At 43.0% G+C, this 16,193-nt stretch carries 11 protein-coding genes; 2 read left to right on the top strand and 9 right to left on the bottom strand.

Translation table 11 applies throughout. From position 1 onward, the window contains the following. The 8 genes from RWY97_RS08745 to RWY97_RS08710 form a co-directional block, all read right to left on the bottom strand. The coding region (locus RWY97_RS08745) for an AlbA family DNA-binding domain-containing protein (RefSeq protein WP_315566705.1) at positions 1-805 on the bottom strand (805 nt) is incomplete at its 3' end. A 110-nt stretch (positions 806-915) separates the two neighbouring features. Next, complete coding sequence (locus RWY97_RS08740) at positions 916-1,398, bottom strand: hypothetical protein (protein WP_315566704.1); 483 nt, start codon at positions 1,396-1,398, stop codon at positions 916-918. Positions 1,399-1,413: 15 nt separating this feature from the next. Beyond that, complete coding sequence (locus tag RWY97_RS08735; protein WP_315566702.1) at positions 1,414-2,241, bottom strand: GIY-YIG nuclease family protein; 828 nt, start codon at positions 2,239-2,241, stop codon at positions 1,414-1,416. A 3-nt stretch (positions 2,242-2,244) separates the two neighbouring features. Next, positions 2,245-3,960: a site-specific DNA-methyltransferase gene (locus RWY97_RS08730; RefSeq protein WP_315566700.1), complete on the bottom strand. Its 1,716-nt coding sequence runs from the start codon at positions 3,958-3,960 to the stop codon at positions 2,245-2,247. 1 nt (position 3,961) lies between these two features. Beyond that, positions 3,962-5,272, bottom strand: a complete 1,311-nt coding sequence (locus RWY97_RS08725; RefSeq protein WP_315566699.1) for a DNA adenine methylase — start codon at positions 5,270-5,272, stop codon at positions 3,962-3,964. A 5-nt stretch (positions 5,273-5,277) separates the two neighbouring features. Then, the gene (locus RWY97_RS08720; protein WP_315566698.1) at positions 5,278-6,480 is read right to left on the bottom strand and encodes a phospholipase D-like domain-containing protein; all 1,203 of its coding nucleotides are present in this window, start codon (positions 6,478-6,480) and stop codon (positions 5,278-5,280) included. Between the two features lie 182 nt (positions 6,481-6,662). Beyond that, entirely contained in the window at positions 6,663-6,893 is a 231-nt protein-coding gene (locus RWY97_RS08715) for a helix-turn-helix transcriptional regulator (protein ID WP_278588561.1), read from the bottom strand. A gap of 71 nt (positions 6,894-6,964) precedes the next feature. Then, positions 6,965-8,188, bottom strand: a complete 1,224-nt coding sequence (locus RWY97_RS08710) for a tyrosine-type recombinase/integrase (protein ID WP_315566696.1) — start codon at positions 8,186-8,188, stop codon at positions 6,965-6,967. A gap of 822 nt (positions 8,189-9,010) precedes the next feature. Between RWY97_RS08710 and RWY97_RS08705 the strand changes: the two genes are divergently transcribed. Further along, positions 9,011-12,055 carry a SusC/RagA family TonB-linked outer membrane protein gene (locus RWY97_RS08705; protein WP_390883290.1) on the top strand — a complete coding sequence of 1,015 codons (3,045 nt, stop codon included), beginning with the start codon at positions 9,011-9,013 and terminating at the stop codon, positions 12,053-12,055. 22 nt (positions 12,056-12,077) lie between these two features. Further along, positions 12,078-13,691, top strand: a complete 1,614-nt coding sequence (locus RWY97_RS08700) for a RagB/SusD family nutrient uptake outer membrane protein (protein WP_315566695.1) — start codon at positions 12,078-12,080, stop codon at positions 13,689-13,691. A gap of 199 nt (positions 13,692-13,890) precedes the next feature. Here the strand turns inward: RWY97_RS08700 and RWY97_RS08695 are convergent, their stop codons facing one another. Beyond that, positions 13,891-16,140 (bottom strand): alpha-L-fucosidase, encoded by a 2,250-nt coding sequence (locus RWY97_RS08695; RefSeq protein WP_315566693.1) that lies wholly within the window; start codon positions 16,138-16,140, stop codon positions 13,891-13,893. Positions 16,141-16,193: the final 53 nt, after the last annotated feature.

Genomic DNA, 16,193 nt, shown 5'->3' with positions numbered 1-16,193 from the left:
GCTGTCCTAGGAAAGTGTGTTCCTCCACTTGGGTTTCAAGATAAGCTATCGTGGCTTTCACCTGATCAAGTATAGTTCCTTCAAAAGTTACGTCCTTAATTACATTCATCTCTGCACCCACTCGCTCCTCTGTACCTTTATAGCGGATGAAACGAGTGCGTCCACGAGGAAAGAACTTTTGAGGATATTTACCAAACAACAGAATACAAGCCACACTAACTTGCTCCTCTCCCTTTGCATTGGTAGTTATGAAGCCATTATTCTCATGTAGATATTGCTTTGCCGATTTGGTATAACCAATCAATTCTGTATATCTTTCGACAGCAGCCATATCAATATCATCTACCGTAGCACCATACACAGCCGTATCTTCATAGTAGCGTTCTCCCTTATCGTACATCAACTGTATGCGCTCTTCAAAAGACAGCTTTCTGCTTTTATCCCCAACACGCATATAGGCCTCGTCTGCCTGATTAGCATGTAGTTCAGAACTTGCAGGAATGTGCATCAATAAAATATGATTTTCAATTCTGTCTTTATCCGTACATGGTAACAACTCGCTGGTAATAGGCACAGAAGGATTACAGAAGTCTAAAGGCACACGCAACAATTCATTCAGCTTCTCAGTATGTTGATCTACACCCTCTATCTTCCGATTCTTGTCAGACACGCCAATGGCTATCGTTCCACCATCGGCATTGGCAAATGCCACGATGGTAATAGCTAATGCCTTCGAATCAATTTGAATGCTTTTGCAGTCAAAGGTCTGATCTTCCTTGCGAGATATTATTTCTTGTATTATCATATTTTTTTCGATTATTAAAAACCCTAAGAAATAATCTTAGCATATTGTGTGAAACGGAAAATAAAAATGTAATAAAGCCCTATTATATTTATAGTACTTTCATAAATTATTTATTGTTCAGAATTAGTTAGTTCCATATCTTTAAATTTTTGTAGTTCTTTCTTGTCTTGCATTATATTTAACAAGATAGCATCTCTATTTATCTTTGTTTTTCCACACATATCTTTCCTAATCAGCAGCATAACATCCAAAAAACTATCCAATTGTTTATAGGTACTTGCATCGGTAAGGGAACTTAAATAATTGTTCAATGCGAAAACAACTTCATCTGTCCCATACATGATTAATTCTTTCTTTGCATCAAGAAGCTTATTACGCATATCTTTGTTGTTAACATTCCTGTCATCTTTCGTATTTTTAAACATTTCATAGAAGAAATCATAAAGTTTCGCATAGGCAGAGTATCTTTTTTCAGATAGTTGCCCTTCCATAATTTTTATCCTTTCAGTTTTGCGATGAAGCAAAGCACCTAAGTAAGCGCACATTAAAGTTACTACTATACTTATAAACCCTAATATTACATTCAGATCCATTTCGATACTTTTATTTTACTCCAATTGTTTTCTATATACTGAATCCAAAGTATTTCCATCTTTATCCTTCCAAACAAGCCAGCCATTATTGCTGCTCCCAATACAGAAATCAGCAGCAGTGCTCGGACTATTGAATGTTGTATCCGAGTTCAATTCTAATCTCCCATTAGAAGAGTGTGTATATTCGCTCAACAGCTTCTCACGCTTGCCTTCCCACTTGAAAGACGGAACTGAAGAACTTGTAATCGTGCTGCCTTTTAATACTGTAAATCCTTTGCTATGATAAAATCCTCTCGCATCGCAACCACGACCCCTTGTAAAGAAAATATGCTCCTCTTGAAATTTGACGACATCAAATATACTGCAACCGATGAATGAAGTTAGAAACTTTACATCCTCAAAAAACTCATCCATATCATCCTTTCTATATTCGGGAAGATTTGGAGCTTTAGGTGTTTGCTTATTCTCATTTAAGACAAAAGAATTTGACACCTTTGCTTCTGTTATTGCCTTATGCTCCAAATATTGTACATCAGCTTTGGTCATTGCTGCATCTTTAGAAATAAAAAGCAAGGCTTTTTGCCAAAACGCTTTCTTACTATCATGATCTCTCACTCGGTCTCGAAAGTTTTCCGTCTCACCAATATATGCCTTGGGCTTAGTTGCTTCATCTTCACCTAATAAGATGTAAAATGCGGGGGACTGCAATTCCCGCCGTTCATTCAGAATAGAGAGATTTGAGCGAGGAATCACATACATCTGACAAATCTTATTACTGATAAACACATACTGCGTTCCTTTCGGATCAGCATCTATTAAATATGTTGTTACTGTCTTACCCATAGCTTATATAAGATTGGATTGTAATTCATTTATTGTTATATCTGTAAAGGTTCTCCAAATTTTTAATTCAATGAGTTGATATTCCTTGTATAATTGCTTTACAAATTCTATCTCAAATACTAACCTGAAATCACTAGGGTTGTTATCAGGTTGCCCTTCCTTGCGAGTTCCCACACGAGCTATTTTAATAAGGTATAAGTCGCGTATGCCCTTATGCTTAATATAAGGCATGAAGTAGTAGAGCTTATTCAATGCTACGGTTGAAGGAAACCTCTTACCTGTATAGTATATCTTGGCTGATTGTTTGAGAAATAATTTCTCATTATCAGGCTTAACATTACATATTAGAACGTTCTTTTCAGGTTTAACATTATATCCATAGTGTTCACAATCTGAATTATACTCAACAAAGTCTTCACGCACAACATTATTCTCAACAATATTATCTGGATAACGCTGTAAAACATCGAAAAAATCAAGTTGTTGATAAAGTGTCACTACTCTCTTGGATGGCGCAGCCGGTTCTATGCGTGCTGTTCCCAGAGCATTCGATCCAGCCTTAATCTGCACAGTTTTCTTATCATAATTGTAAAAATCGAAGTTGCCCCCCCCATGCCATCCGACGACTTCAGATATGCCACTACTTTCCCCTCCAATCACCTTATTCATACGATTGACAACTAACTCAGACATTTGGTTGCCAATTTCAATGCCGACATAATGACGGTTCAGTTTGTGAGCAGCAGCTATTGTTGTACCTGAACCGGCAAAGCAATCAAGAACATAATCACCTTCGTTGCTTGCAATCTCTATGATACGCTTCAGTAATTCTTCTGGCTTTGGTGTCTCAAAAATGTTTTCCTTATCAGGAAACAAGATCATCAACTGTTTTTTTGCACTATCAGATGTTCCCACTTCGTCAGCCTGCCAAATTGTTTCTGGTGTAAGACCAATCTTTGCATCACATAAGAATTTCTTAACCCGGGGAGTATTGCTTCCGTTTTTTCCAAACCAAATGTTTCCTTCGGCAATTTCACGCTTCATACGTTCCTCATTGTATATCCAACAACGACCTTTAGGAGGGTCGTGTCTTACACCTGTGGGAGAAACAATTGTATAAAACTGACTTGGAACAGCATGACCCGATTGTACGTTTGCTGTCACAGATTGCCAGGGACCTCGTGGGTCATTGTCTGGATTCTTGTATTTGCTATTGATAAAATCCTTATCAACGGGAAGAAGATTTCTCTTTTTCTTAAACTCTTTTAGATCTTTTGCATAGACCAATATATACTCATGATTACAAGAAAACACTGCACGATTCTCGCGTGATTTCCGTTGTTCCCATATAATAGTACCAGCAAAGTTTTCTCTGCCGAAGATTCTATCGACTTCTACCCTCAAATATGCCATTTCACTGTCGTCAATGGATATCCAGATACTACCATCTTTTGACAAAAGCGGTTTTAAGAGATTTAGCACCCGTCGCATGTCTCTCAGCCAATCTCCTTGAGTGTTATTGTCATCGTAATAATGATAAGTTTCTCCATTGTTATATGGAGGGTCTATGTATATGCACCTGATTCTGTTTGCAAATTCAGGCCACAGTTCAGGCAGGACATCCTTATTATTTCCATGAATCAGGATGTTTTGACTTTCTTCTTTGCCTGTTGAATAGGTGGCATTGAATGTAAATTTTATATTATCTTGTATCTGCATATTATCTATTTGAACAAGCTATCAGTATTTCTGCCTCGTCTGATGATTCCAAGAAATGCTCTATCGAATTGAGCTTGTTATGGGTAAAATGTCCAGCAGAAACCACTTCTACATTGTCGAAATAATCACTTGCCCATGACATCAGTTGGCTAATAGTTACTACTCTTGGATGAGATCCTTTGGTCGCATCGTATGGGGAGTATGACAGCAGCAAATTTCTGTTAGATGCTGATATTACCTTAAACATTTCTTCAAAAGCCTTTGGTGCCTTACTCTTAATACAAAAAGGCGACTGGTGACGGTCTTTGCGATAGATACCATTGCTAACGTGCGTACTTCCGTGCACTTTAACGGTTGAGATTTCTGGTACATCGTCAAGTGCCATAGTCTCAAGCACATGGTAAAAACGACTATAATGATCACGAGTATATGGAGGGTCGGCATAGACGGTTTTAACATTATTTGGTAACATCCTTAAACACTCCATAAAATCGCCTTGAAGGACAATGTTATGGTGATGTCCTTTGGGCAGGGAAATATATTTATTTAACCAATCTTCAAAAAGTACAACAACGTCTATGATTTTATCTTTTATAGCTTTATTATAAACCAGTTTTTTGATGTTTCCTTTCGAGTCTCGGGCTTTTATTGGTTGTGCAAAATGTTTTCCTACTGTACATGCAATATCGCTAGCAGTACTGAGAAGTGCTGCCAAAAGCACATTCTTGTTTATACCATCAGGATGATGCCTAATTGCATCCATAATAACATCTATCTGAACAGCTTGACGATAAGAGAAATACACACCGCCATAGTAACGAGAAATTAGCGATTCTTTACCCCAAAGACCTTTTCCTTTCAACTTTTCGTTGAGTTTACTCTGGACTGTTGATATTATCGATTCTGTTTTTCCCTGATTAAAAACCTCTATAGAACCATGTTCAAAAATGCTTGTCAATAATTCAAGATTTTTATTCCTTATCGCATCCTCCTCCAAATCAATTAAAGGGGTAAAAGCCTCTAATAACAAAGACTTGCCGCCCTTTATTTCTGACATGAAAGTTTCTACTGATTCTTTCGTAAGTGTATTAGGCTGTAACAACGCATCACATATAACTCTTGAATAATGCTGAATATCACATGCGACAACAGGATATAGTCGTGAGAGTTTATATGAAACGCAACCAGAGCCAGCAAACAAATCGCAGACAGCTTCGCCATCCGGATTCACTTTGCGAACATTCTCTTCAATGAAATCAAGGAGCCTCAGTTTGCTGCCAAGGTAGTTAAGCGTCCTAAAATCGTATGCCATATTCACTAAACAATTAATTCTGGGTACAAAGCATGAATTACCTCTACATCAGCAATGTATCGTCTCATCAGATCTTTCCTACCCTTTTGTCCCTTTGTTTCCATATACAGATAGTCCTTTATCTTTTTATAGATATTATCAGAAGGCATTAAAACTTGATACATATAGTTTTGTGTATCTTCTTTTATGAATAGACCAATGGGACGGTCATCCCCAGATGGATATGGCTGATTGGTTTCATCACAACGCAACTCAAATCTGTAATTCTTACTTTTCACCGTAACAGATTGACTTTCCACTACTTCACCCAACGTACCGTCCTTTTTGATGTTGGTAAGTTTAACCTTGTAAGAGTTATCACCTTTCTTGGCTCCAAAGAAATTCTCAAAAACATTCTGACTAAAATTCGCCTGTTTCCATCTACTACCAGCCTTAGGAATTTCAGCAATCAAAACCGCATTGCCAATTTTAACGGATTTCTCAACTTCTTTTGTCGTGTCCATTATGGTTTCAACACGCTTAACTTTTACAAGTCTCTTCGGACGAAATCCTTCAGGGAATTTTTGAATGGTAGTATTTCTGAAAGTAATGGCTTTTCCATTTGTTTTTTTCTTTTTATCAGCTCCATCATCGTATCTTTTGGAACGTAAATCTTCTGAAGTAATAACTTTGTCTCTAAATAAATCGTCAATTAACTTTTGCGTAACAGGGTATAGATGCGTTTCCGTTCCCTCTAACATACCTTTCCAATATCTATAAAAGTCATCATGAATGGAAGAAGGGTCTATGGTGTCTTTTATCAACAGAGAACACTCAATATTTTGTACGAGACCTGGAACTGTGAGATTATTTGAGCCCACAATCAACGTAAAAATATCTCTATTCTCAAATAAATACACTTTAGGATGAAAAATATTATTTGAGTTGGTATGGTATATACGAGCATCTACATTCCATGTCAACACCTCTTCTAATGCTTCTTTAGAAGTGGCTTTCTGGTCAACACCAAGTATTACCTTGATTTTCATTCCTCTTACTTTACCTTCATTAATAAATCTGGTTAGTGCGGAGACACCACCATAGCTTGCAAACGCTACAAGGCATGTAAAGTTGTCATATATTTTTGATTCGAATAGTTTTATCAATTCCTTTCCAACAGAGGAATCCTCTTCGATGTTATAACCTTGTCCAATGATGATAGTTTCCATTATTATTTCTTTTTATTTTCAACTTCTTCCGCTTATTTATTACACAACTATTTACGATTTTATTAAATACTCATTCTGCGCTACCAAATAGCAAGCATAGCGAGTAATTATAACTTCGTCCATTTCACGATGGGTATCGTTTACCAATTTTGTCATTTTATTTAAAAAAGATAGTCCTTTCATTATACTATATTACCATTTGTATCAAAATTAACTTCCAGCAAATCTTTGATATCAACCTGAAGCAGACGAGCGATTTCCACGAATTGAGCCATGGAGGGCTGTATCTTGTTGGTTTTCCAACGTGAGACGGTCATATCGGTGACCCCCATCCGGTCAGCAAGCCACCGATTAGTAATTTGCTTATCAGCTAATACCACTCTGATTCTATTTTGGCAATTTTTCTTTGTCATCTGTTCCATTTGTTTATTGATGGTATGTGCAAAGATAAACATAACTTGTTAAATAGCACCATATTTTGCAACTATAATTTCAATTCTGGAAGACTATTGATTGCATTTTCCTTCAACTTATCCACTGCACGAGTGTATTTCTCGGTATGCTTCAATCCGCTATGCCCTAACAAACTGGCTACCGTTTTAATATTTGCACCATTATTGAGAATGTTTACAGCAAAACTGTGGCGAGCACAATGCCAACTGATATGTTTGTTGATGCCCGCACGTTTTACCCACCGTTTCACAGATTTACAGCAACTCTCATACGAGGGAAGATTAAATATGGAAGAATTCAAATCGTCAGGTGCTTCACCTATCAATGAAAGCAATCCGTTGTTCAGAGGAATAACTACACCACTATTTGCAGAGTGTCCTTTGGTCTTGTTCTGTTCAAATTTTAGGAGGTGATTGGTATAGTCGATGTTTTTATAAGTTAGGTCTTTCACATCGCAGAAGCGCAAACCGCAATACAGACAGAGGATAAATGCTCGTCTGACATTTGGATTTTCATTATCATAATGGCATTGAATTAGTGATTGGATTTCGTCCATTGACAACACATCTTTGCGTAAAATCTGTTCATCCACCTTGCACACAACACCTTTGCAGGGATCTTTCAACATCACTTCATGATCTATGGCATAGCGTACAACCTTCTTGAAACGTTGGTAGATACTCTTTGCCCCTTCACCCACACTTCGTGATTGCAGGTACTCAACAAACCGTTCCATCATGTCCTTGGTTATCAAGTCAGGTTTAATACTAAACTCATAGAGAGGGTATTGCTCTTTCAGAAAATCCTTAAAACGATTCAAGGCTATCTTTATCATTCGCAGGTCTTTCTTCGTATAACTGTCTATGTACGCCTGATAATAGTCTAAGAAGTTGACATTTCTGTCTTTCTTCAGGCGATAACCAAGCATACTCTCCTTAAACTGTTGTTCACGCTCTGCACGAATCTTGGCAGCCAGTTCAAGCGTTTCCTTGTTCTGTTGTCGTTCCGCTGGAGTACGAGGCTTGGCTATCAAATACAATTGCAAATTCTCTTTTCGTCTGTTGTGTTTAATGTGTACTTTGGGCTTGCCCATCATTTTACCTGTTTCATAAAAAACCGGATTGCCGTTTTCGTCCAACACAGGCGTTTCTTCTCTACCAAGATAATACTCAAGATAAAGACTTATCCGACCATCAGAAAGCGTATTTTGCTCTAATTTCGGGTTTTCTTTCGTTTTATTTTCTAATTTTGCCATAGTTGATAGTTATGTACCTAAACGCGTATCAAACCGAGTAAAATCATTAACTCGTTTATTTTCAGATGTTTTCTTATTTTGCAAAGATACTAAAAAGTTTGGAATATCAAAGTGTACTAAAAGTGTACTACCTAACGAAAAATAGGCAAGAAAGGGCAAAATCGACAAATATAAGAAAATCACAAAGTATTGATAATCAATTATATACATCCTCTTTATTTCTCTTGTTATACCCACTTTGTACCGGGTCTGGGTACAGTAAATCGGTTGTTAATCTAACAATTAACAACCGATTTTTATTTGTGGAGACTCGTTTGTATAAGATATTGGATTGATTTTGTGAAATAACGAGAAACGAAGATGAAAAATAGATGCTACAACAATTAGTGATAAAACTTGGAAATAACTTTAAATTTACGTGATTTTACATTTGAAAATTATGTCAATCGACTGATGCGCGAGAAAGATCAATGAACAATTTAAATCCAAATGTAAAGGTGTGAGAACAAAACCGGGGCTGTTTTTCAAGAAGTTAACGAAAAATCAACCTCGATCCATAGCTTAATACTGAAGATTGTAAAGTAAATATAAAATGAAGATATAATATGGTCAGAGATTAAAAACTGACGGATTTATTTGCACTTTTCAAAAAAAATATTGTACATTTGTCGCGATTAGACCAACCTATCGTATCAACTCTATTAACAAGATATTTCATATTTATTAAAAACTGCTATGAAAGTAACTAAAAATCAACGGAATTATCCGCGACAAGTCAGGGTATATGTGGCGGCGACCCTTGCCTTCGGCTTCTTTAGTTTTATGCCTTTCGACAGCATTCTTGCTGCAAATGCCAACGGCGTAATGAGTGTTCAACAACAGCGACAGACTGTAACGGGAACCGTGAAAGATGCCAACGGAGAGCCGATTGTGGGTGCATCGATCACGATCAAAGGCTCGACAACAGGCGCCATTACCAACATCGACGGCCGATTCAGCATCGTTGCAGCTCCGGGAGCAGTGTTGCAAATAAGCTATGTGAGCTATAAGCCGCAGACAATTGCGGTGAGAGACGGCGTAACTCACTACAACATTACGCTGGAAGAAGATCGCCAATCGCTCAACGAGGTGGTGGTGGTGGGCTACGGAACGCAAAAGAAGGTCAATCTTTCGGGTTCTGTGGCGCAGCTCGACGGCAAAACATTAGAAAACCGACCGATAACCAACGTGTCATCCGGTCTTCAAGGTTTGATGCCCGGCATCACGGTGACAGGTGCCGACGGTGCTCCGGGTATGGACGGAGGTACGATTCACGTGCGCGGTGTGGGCACATTGAACACTGCCACGCCGTATATCCTAATCGACGGAGTGGAAACCGGTACACTCAACTCACTCGATCCGGATGATATCGCCAGTGTTTCGGTACTGAAAGATGCTTCTTCTGCCGCCATTTACGGCTCCAAGGCATCTAACGGTGTGATTTTGATTACTACGAAACGGGGCCAAAATGGGGCACCGAAAGTATCTTATTCAGGTTACTTCGGCGTGCAGAACGCTACGGCGCTGATGGACAGAATGAACTCGGCCGATGCCGCTTATTATTATAATCAAGCGTTGGCACGCAGCGGAAAGAAAGCCCGTTTCACAGACGAAGATATTCAGAAATTCCGCGACGGTAGCGATCCCTACGGTCATCCGAATACCGATTGGTATGGGCTGGCTTACAAAACTGGTGTTCAGAATCGGCATAACGTGAGCGTGAACGGCGGTAATGAATACGCGAAATACTTAGCTTCCGTGGGTTATCTGCACCAAACAGGAATTCTTCCCAATGCCGGACGCGAGCAGTTCAATGCCCGTACGAACCTGGATATGAGTATTTCAAAACGTATCACGGCTCATTTGAACCTTGCTTTCATTCAAAACAACTACCGAGATGCCAGCAGTGCTTATTACGGAGGCAGCAGCGACCAGATTATCCGACTGTTGAACCGCATCGCACCGTGGATTCCCAACCGCAACGAAGACGGTTCTTACGGCACCGTTTCAGATGGAAACCCGATGGCTTGGCTTGATTCCGGGATGTCGGTGAAGCGCAACAACCGCAACTTCACGGGGCTTTTGGGCATCGATTATCAGATTATCCGCGACCTGAAACTCACCTTGCAGGGTGCGTACATCGACAATTCACAACACTATCACTACTTCCAGAAGTTCATTCAATACAACCCCAACAAGGCAAGTGAACCCAATTCATTAGATATTCGCAACTATGCATGGCACCGAACAAATTTCGATGCCTACCTGAATTACGACAAATCGTTGGGCCAACATAACCTAAAAGCAATGGCAGGATGGCACACCGAGCGTTATGTATATAGTTATGACAGGCAAACTCGTAAGAATTTCCCCAACAACGAACTGACGGATATGAACTCAGGAGATGCCTCCACGCAGAAAAATGAGGGTCTTACGCGAGAGTTAGCGATGGTTTCGGGTTTCGGACGAATCAACTACGACTATGCCGGTCGTTATCTTTTCGAGGCCAACTTTCGTGCAGATGCTTCATCACGGTTTGCAGAAGGCCATCGCTGGGGCTATTTCCCGTCGTTCTCTGCGGCCTGGCGCATCTCCGAAGAGGCGTTTATGGCCGGTACGAAAGGCTGGTTAGACAACCTGAAAATCCGTGCATCGTGGGGCCGGTTGGGTAATCAGGATGCCTTGAATGACTATTATCCCTGGCTGAATGTTTATAATCTGGATGCCACTTATCCGTTCGACGGCAAGCTGACACCGGGCTATTACCAGAAGACTTTCCATACTTCAGCCATCTCTTGGGAGAAAGCCACGACGTGGGGAATAGGCATCGATTTCACGATTCTGCACGGATTGACCGGCGTTATCGATTATTATAACCGCAAAACGACAGGTATTATTATGGACATTGCAGCTCCGGCAGAGTTTGCTTTGGGGCCGAAAGCTGGCAAAGTGGGCTATAAAGACAACGTCGGAGCAATGCGCAACCAAGGTGTGGAAGTGTCTCTCGCTTACAACAGGCAGTTGAGTAAAGACTGGAGAATCAATCTCGGCGTTAATTTTGCTTATAACGAGAATCGCGTTTTGCGTCTCGGCGAGGGGCAAGAATTTATGAAAAACGGTAACGACCATCGTCACGCAGTGGGCAAACAGTTCAATAGTTTCTATATGTACAAGGCTTCCGGCAAGTTCTTCAACTCCCAGGAAGAGGCCGATGCTTATACAAAGAAGTACGGAAACCCATTCGGTCACGCGTTCAAAGCAGGTGACATCATCTACGAAGACACCAATAACGATGGAAAACTCACAGAGGATGATAAGGTATATTGCCATCATACGGATATCCCTTCTATTACTTACGGATTCAATATCGGCGCTACCTGGAAAGATTTCGACTTCTCGATGCTGTGGCAGGGAGTAGCGGGCGTATCGCATATCTTCAACCGTGAAGTGCTCGGTGAGTTCTCCGGCGACTCCGGTCATCCGTCAACAATGTGGAAAGATTCGTGGACCGAGAGCAACCACAACGCCAAGATGCCACGCATTTTCGAGACAGGCACCAGCGCAAGCGATCCTTCGAAGGTGATGTCTACGGCCTGGCTGTGGAATACTTCTTACCTGCGCTTGAAGACATTGCAGGTGGGTTACAGCCTGCCCAAACATTTCCTGAACACGATCGGATTGACTCGGGTGCGCGTTTACTATGCAGCCGAGAATCTGCTCACGTTCGATCATCTGCCTTTCAAGACCGACCCCGAGGTCAGCAGCGACCGAGGCTCGTCCTTCCCGCTGCTCCGTTCGCACGCCGTCGGTATCAATATCACATTCTAAACACGATAAATCACACGGAATTATGAAAGCATTTAAAATCTATATTATCGCAGGACTGGCCGCCGTGTCACTCTCTTCCTGCAACGAGTTTCTCAATACGCTGCCCAAAGATGCGATGTCTCCGCCCACAAGTTGGAAGACACCGGAAGACGCAGCCAAGTTCGTCATTGGCTGTTATGATGGTTGGGAGGATGGCGCTGCATTGCTTTATTGGGACAGCGGATCTGATTTCGCTTACAACAACTTCCCTTGGGAGGGATTCAGAGCCATCGGAAACGGGTCGTTCTCACCTACGGATCCGGGCTGGTCGTTCTACGATTTCACGATCATTCGCCGCTGCAACGAGTTTCTTCTGAATGTAGATAAGGTGCCGTTCAGCGATAAAGCCGTCAAGAAAGATCTCGTGGCACAGGTCAAAGCGATACGCGCTTATGAGTATTTTACGCTGGGTCGACTTTACGGAGGCGTCCCCATCATCAGCAATTTTAATTCGGCAGCAGAAGCGCAAGTGCCCCGCAACACCATAGAAGAGGTGAAAGCACAAATCTTCAAAGATCTCAACGAGGCCATTGCAGACATCAATGCCAAGCCCGCTGCACGCGGACGAATTGCCAAGGGAGCCGCACTGGCCATCAAGATGCGTGCTTCGCTCTACTGGGGCGACTATAAAACGGCCAAGGAAGCGGCACAAGCCATTATCGACTTGGGGCAATACGGTTTGGACTCGGATTATTCTAATCTCTTCACCGTGGCCGGACAAGGGTCCAAAGAGATTATTCTCGCCGTGCAATACATCATCGGAACGAAAAAACTTGATACCATCGGACAGCTTTATAACAATGGAGACGGCGGTTGGTCGTCGGTAGTTCCCACGCAGAATTGTGTCGACAACTATGAAATGAGCAATGGACTCACCATCGATGAAGCGGGATCCGGTTACGATGCTAAGCATCCGTTCCACAACCGCGACCCACGAATGGCGATGACAATTATTTATCCCGGCGCCGACTGGAATGGTCAGGTGGTCAATACATTGGACAAGAAAGTGAACGGAAAGAGCAATGTAAACGATCCCAATGGTGCCGACAACGCTTCTAAAACAGCCTTGACGTGGCGCAAATACTTAGGTCCGAAGTCGCAATATGCCAACATCTGGGATACGAATTGCTGCCCAATCGTTTTCCGCTATGCCGAAATCTTACTCACGTGGGCCGAAGCCGAGAACGAGCTGAACGGCCCATCGGCCGAAATCTATGCAAAAATCGACTTGATCAGAAAGCGCGCCGGTATGCCCGGTGTCGACCAATCGAAGTACAATACGCAGGAGAAACTCCGCCAATTGATACGCCGTGAGCGCAGTGCAGAGTTCGCCGGAGAAGGGCTCCGACGTGCCGACATCGTACGCTGGACCGAGAATGGCAAGATGATTGCAGAACGCGTGCTCAACGGGGAACTTACACGCATCACAGGAACGATTGATTACAGCGCGACCGATCCTACCCTTCGGGCCGTCGTCAACGGTAAAGAGAAGATCGAAGACCGCGTTTTCAAGCCGTATAACAAGCTCTTCCCGATCCCGCAGAGTTGGACTTCGACAAACCCGAAACTAACGCAAAACCCGGGATATGGCAATTGATCATTTGTTGATTGATATTCAAACAGAAAGATAACCCATTCTTTTTGCAGAAGTGGATCGGCGTATCCGCCCGCAATAAAAAATCAAACAGAAGAACAAAAGCACTCACAAAAAGAACGAATTACTGATTGGCTATTATCAATCGGTAATTCGTTCTTTTCATATATTCTTTTATTCCTTTACCTGAAAGGATTCACATTCAAAGCAAATCGATTTCGGCAACGGTCACGACAGGACTTCCTGCGGCAGCTTCCCGAGTCTCGATACGAACGAAACGGGCTTTAAACGGATGTTTGAAGTAATGCGTTCGGCGCGTGGGGTCATTGATCAGATTGCCGAACTCGATACTTTCAGCCTTTTTCCAAACCTTTCCGTCAAGACTGTAATACAGTTCTGAGCGTGCCATCAAGCCATCAGACGTATTCGTAGGAGGTGTATATCTCAGGGCACGGACCTGCTGAACGCCGCCCATATCGATTGTAATACTGCGCTTACCGTCGGCTTCGCTGCGCCAATAAGTATGCTGATCGGTATCCAAAACCCGATTGGCCTCATTGCCCTTTACCTCGCTGCTCACAGCCGTTACTATCCAACAAGCTTTCGTCAGACCCACCGGTTCGATGGCAATGGGCCCCATTTGTCCGTTGAGAACGGCTATCGCTTTCACCGTTCCGCGGTCTAACTCGAATGGAGCCGTATAAAGTTGGCTGTGGACAGTAGGTTCCGAGCCATCGACCGTATAGTAAATCTTGCAGCCGAGACTCAATCTTGCGGCCGCATCGGCATCTCCTTTCCACGCGAAACCTTGTGGTTTGGGTACAATCGTTACCTTACCGGCGCGGTCTTTGCGTATCGAAAGCTGCGGCGGACGCGATGAGTAATGGTAAGCTCCGACGCTGCTGATAGCCGGTGTGAGCCGCGATTGCAAAATACGCAACCGCAAGCGAGACGTTGTAACGTCTTGGAAGCGGAGTATTCGCTTATAACCGATGTTGGTGGCACGGGCTATTTCCTGCCACATCCCATTGATCCAAGCATCCACGGCGTGCTCTTCCACACGCTCGCTACGCTTTGCCACAGCCTCTTGCAGCATCAACCGATTGAGCGTGATGGGCTTAGGAAGCGTGAAAACAATAGGTTCCGTGTATTCGATAAACGTCTCGTCATCATTATCAAGCAGGGCTTTCGGTGCGTCGATGGCCGCATCGAGCAGATTGGTTGAATAAGTCTCGCGGATACGCTTACCCACTTCGCGCAGCACATCGACGTCTTTCTGTGAGAACTTTCCGTCTCGATTGGGCGGAATGTTAAGTAAAAACGTGGAGTTGCCGCCCACAGATCGCTCGTAAATATCAAACACATCGTCGGCTGTTCGCACGCCTTGGCGGTCGTCATCACGATAAAACCAGCCTTCGCGAATCGACGTGTTGGTTTCCGCTTGTTGGTAATGCAAGAAGCGGGCTTTATACAGTTGATCCCGACTTCCGAGGTCTTTCTCTATCAAATCGCCGAAAGACGTCATCCGATCAGGATCTTCTTGGTAGGGGATAACGTTCCATTCCGTGTCGCGGGTACCGCCTCCCTCGTTGCCGCACCAGCGTACATCCTCTCTGCCGAATATCACTGCGCGGGGCGCAAGGGTGTGAATGAGCTCCTTCCAAGCCATATAATGATAGGTCTGTCCACCCTTATTGCGAGGATGGGCGCCATCGAACCACACCTCATCAATGTCTCCGTATTCGGTAAGAAGCTCGAAAAGCTGATTGAGAAAGTATTCGTTGTAATCGTCGACGACGAACCGAAAGCGGGTTTTATTTACAAAAGGACGCTCCGGGACATCGCGAGGGATAGTGCGAAGCGTAGCTTTGCTTCGGTTGCCGTAGAGCCCATCACCCTCCATTTGGTACAGATCGGCGGGCGAAAGATAGATTCCTAAGCGGATGCCGAACTTGCGGCAAGAAGCCGAAAGATCGCGAAGGATATCGCCCTTTCCGCCTTCAAAGCCTGTCGACATCAGTCCATGACGTGTGTAGCGACTGTTCCAGATCACGAAACCGTCGTGGTGTTTCACCGTGAGCAGCACCATCCGGATGCCCGCTTCTTTTAAAGAACGGCACCATTGGTCGGTGTCTAAGGTCTTCAAATCGAATATTCGGGGGTCTTCTTTGCCCGTTCCCCACTCGCGACGGGTGAACGTGTTCGGACCGAAATGCACGAAAGCGATGAACTCTTTGCGCAGAGCAGCCAACTGGTTAGGAGTCGGAACCACGTGCGCAGCCTTCTCGATAATGCGTGCTTGACTGTCATCGGCCGCTATGGCTATGGTGTTAGCGTATCTGATCGAGTCGCTCGTGCCGACCGCCAAAGCATCAATGCCTGTGCCGGCCGCCGTTAACAACAGTGCCGCAGCTAACAAGCGGCAGTGCCGAGAAATGTTTTTTTCCTTCATTATAAGATTGCGATAGGTTTATTTTTGCTTGAAACGGTTGTCGTTCTTTCTGC

The sequence above is a fragment of the Hoylesella pleuritidis genome (assembly GCF_963541955.1).
Taxonomy (GTDB): domain Bacteria; phylum Bacteroidota; class Bacteroidia; order Bacteroidales; family Bacteroidaceae; genus Prevotella; species Prevotella pleuritidis.
Note: the sequence above shows the minus strand (reverse complement) of the source record. Positions and strands in the feature narration are given on the sequence as shown.